Origin of the sequence: Halobacillus sp. BBL2006 (assembly GCF_000786645.1) — a bacterium.
GTDB lineage: Bacteria > Bacillota > Bacilli > Bacillales > Halobacillaceae > Halobacillus.
Genome location: NZ_JRNX01000734.1, coordinates 1 through 3,514 on the forward strand (window position 1 = coordinate 1; position 3,514 = coordinate 3,514).

At 42.8% G+C, this 3,514-nt stretch carries 3 protein-coding genes; all 3 read left to right on the forward strand.

Features of this window, described 5'->3' with window-relative positions:
* Positions 1-211: 211 nt before the first annotated feature.
* On the forward strand, positions 212-802 hold the full coding sequence (locus LD39_RS19015) for a metalloregulator ArsR/SmtB family transcription factor (protein ID WP_035551840.1): 591 nt from the start codon (positions 212-214) through the stop codon (positions 800-802).
* Between the two features lie 64 nt (positions 803-866).
* A complete protein-coding gene (locus LD39_RS19020; RefSeq protein ID WP_035551842.1) occupies positions 867-2,048 on the forward strand; it encodes an MFS transporter in 1,182 nt (393 codons plus the stop codon).
* A 268-nt stretch (positions 2,049-2,316) separates the two neighbouring features.
* On the forward strand, positions 2,317-3,514 hold a 1,198-nt coding region (locus tag LD39_RS19025), incomplete at its 3' end, for a serine hydrolase (RefSeq protein WP_035551844.1).

Here is a 3,514-nt window from a genome sequence, read left to right on the forward strand (position 1 = left end):
GCCCGAGGAAGCTCGCCGGTTCCCCCACAGGAAAGCGAGTCCTTCCCCAACGACCCTAAAACCGCATAAACATCTTGAAATCGCTCTTCCAGATACCTGCACGTTTGTGGAATAGCAATTGGAAAGCAATACAGGATTATAGTTGTTGACAGAATATGATGATTTGATTATTATCTAATTAGATGAATGACTAATTAGTGAGGTGAAAAGAGTGCAATTAGACAAGATGGTTGCTTTTCATAAAGCCGTCGGAGACCCTACAAGATTAAGAATCATCGCATTATTACGTCAGGGACCTCTGCACGGCCAGGCGATTGCTGGAAAATTAGGATTGAGACCGCCAACCATTACACACCACTTAAAGAAACTGAGAGATACAGGAATGGTCTATTCCCGTCGTGATAAAAACACGATTTATTTCCTTTTGGATGAACGAAAGCTAGAATTCATGACGACAGCGATCTTAAGGATTGGAGATGAGGAAGCGATGAATAAGAGTGAACTACAAGTAACGGACAAAGAACAGACAAAAGTTTTGAACAACTTCATTTCGAGAGACGGAAAATTAAAATCAGTGCCAAGTCAATTGAAGAAAAAGATTGTAGTGCTCTCCTACTTTGTCCAGGGTTTTGAACCTGGGAAAACGTACGAAGAGAAAGAAGTCAATGAATATATCAAAACATTTTTTGATGATTTCGCGACCATTCGAAGAGAGTGGGTCATGCATCAATTTATGTATAGACAAAATAATCGTTATGAGCTGAACCCGAAAGAAATGTGGCCGGTGGTTGTCATGAGGTAACCGCTGTTGCCTTCTTTTTTTGCGACACTAATTAGATGTTCATCTAATCAGAGAGGTATAATCTATGAATCTATTAAAAAATCATCCGTATCGTCATCTATTTTATTCAGGCATAGTCAATGGGATTGGAGACCGGTTCAGTCAAGTAGCTGTATTAACGCTTGTTCTTCACCTTACAGGGTCTGGGTTAGCTGTCGGAGCCGCGCTTGGGGTCAGGTTTTTTCCGTTTTTAGTGCTTTCTCCATTAGGCGGGAGATTAGCTGATCACTTGAACAAGAAGTACCTGCTCATGGCGACAGATCTCTTACGTATTCCTTTTGCGTTAAGTTTTCTACTCGTAGATTCTGAAGAGGACTTATGGATCGTTTTTATTGGTATCGTCGCTTTATCCTGTGGGGAAGCTTTTTATCTTCCTGTCAGAAAGACTACGATTGCTTCGCTTGCAGACGATTCGATTTTGATAAAAGTGAATGGGATGGAACAATTGATCCTTGGAATCGTGCTGATCGGCGGATCAATTACTGGTGGTGCGGTGGCTTATGTGTTCGGGAATGATATTGCCTTCCTATTAAATGCTGGTTCTTTTCTAGCTGCAGCCATTCTTGTTAGAAAACTGCCAACTTCTTCACAGTCTCAGAATCACATAAAAGGAGAACCTGGGAGCTTAGACAGAGTTTATAAAGGACTCAGTTTCCTTGTGTTCGTGGCAGTCGCGCTCCAATTCATTACTGCGACGATGGATGGAGTGTTTAACGTTCTGATCAGTGTATATGGAGCTGCTACGTTCAACATGGATGAACTGGGTGTAGGATTGTTGTATGGATCGTTAGGAACTGGACTCGTTTTTAGCTTTCTTTTAGCAGGTCGGTTAAAAAAGAACTTTCTATTTATCGGCATGATCACAATTTTCATTGAAAGCACTTTGCAAATGGCTGCGAGTCAAGCTGCAAATTTAGTTTTGCTATCAATAATATTTATTGGTATTTCGTTCATCGGAGGGATTGGAGGAGCGAGTATAGATACATTCATTATGCAGAAGGTTCCAGAGGGCAGGCATGGTCGCGTTTTCGGATTGGTGGAAGCAGTGACGAATATACAAATGGGTGTGATCATGTTTGCAACCGGGCTTGCGCTAGAGAGTTTTCCTGAACGAAATGTGGGTCTAATCGGAGGGTTAACAGGCCTGATTGGCGGGTCAGTTTTATGGATAGCTTATGGACTTATCCTCTTTATGAAGAAAAAATAAAGGACAGAAAGCGAACGGCTGAGGTCGTTCGTTTTTTTGAGCTTTCTGAAATAAAGTTACATAGATTAAACTGATTAAATGTCACAATATTTCAAAATCATTCAAATGGCGTGGGTGGATAGTATTGGAAATAAGGCTCTTTTTTTCCATGTGTGACTAAAGTGGTATAGACGACTAGAAATGGTCGGTTTATGCTTTAAAAAGAACTCACATTATAGTAGAAAGGAGGATTCATTTCGACACTATTTCCCATTTAAGGAGGCTGTTTATGAGAAGAAGAACATTACCTGTCCTATTCGTAACCATCCTTGGGACCTCGCTGCTCGCTCCCAATCCGAGCTTAGCCAGTCAAGGGCCAACCATTGAAAAAGGAGGAAAAGTGAATGTGAATCAGTCCAGTGGACAAGGTCATCCGGTTTTTACATGGGATGTGCCCGGACCGACTTCTCCCGTCCTTCATCCGGGATCCGTTAGAGGTGCAGGCATGAGAGGGGAACCTTTGAATGAGATCGATGATGTTTTAAAGTCAGCTATCGATGAGAAAGTGATGCCCGGGGCGGTTGCTTTTGTAGCCAGGAGAGGACATGTCGTAAAGAAAGAAGCTTATGGATATGCCGTCCAATATCAGGACGATGCGTTTACGGAAGTGGCAGATCCGATTCCTATGAATGAAGATACGATTTTTGACCTTGCTTCCATTAGCAAACTATTTACCACCACAGCAGCGATGAAGCTTTATGAAGAAGGAAAATTTAAACTTGATGACCCATTTGCCAAGTATATCCCCGAGTTTTCAGCGAATGGAAAAGAAAGCGTTACCATTGAACAATTGATGACTCATACTTCGGGTTTTAAACCCTGGATTCCTCTTTACACTGTAGAGGGCACCCGCGAAGACCGACTACAATACGTGTTGCAATATCCGCTCCAAAATAAACCAGGTTCTGAGTATACATACAGCGATCTCAACATGATCACACTTGGGGCTTTAGTTGAACGATTATCTGGAATGCGACTTGATCAATACGTTAAAAAAGAAATTACAGCTCCTCTTGGAATGGACGACACCATGTATAACCCGCCTGAAAGCTTAAAAGACAGAATAGCAGCAACTGAATATCAGCCCTGGACGGACCGAGGGCTTGTGTGGGGAGAAGTACATGACGAAAGCGCATGGTCCCTTGATGGGGTAGCCGGTCATGCCGGTGTTTTCTCGACCGCCTCTGATTTAGCCAAATTTGCTCATATGTTTTTAATGGATGGAAAGTACGGGGGTACACGTATTCTTGAGCCAGAAACCATTGATCTCTTAACGGAAAACCGGATCCCTCAATTCCCTGGCGATGATCATGGTCTTGGCTGGGAGCTTCAGCAGGGGTGGTTTATGGACGGGCTATCGGAAAGTACAACCCTTGGGCATACAGGCTATACAGGGACATCGATTGTTGTAAGCCCGACGAACCAAA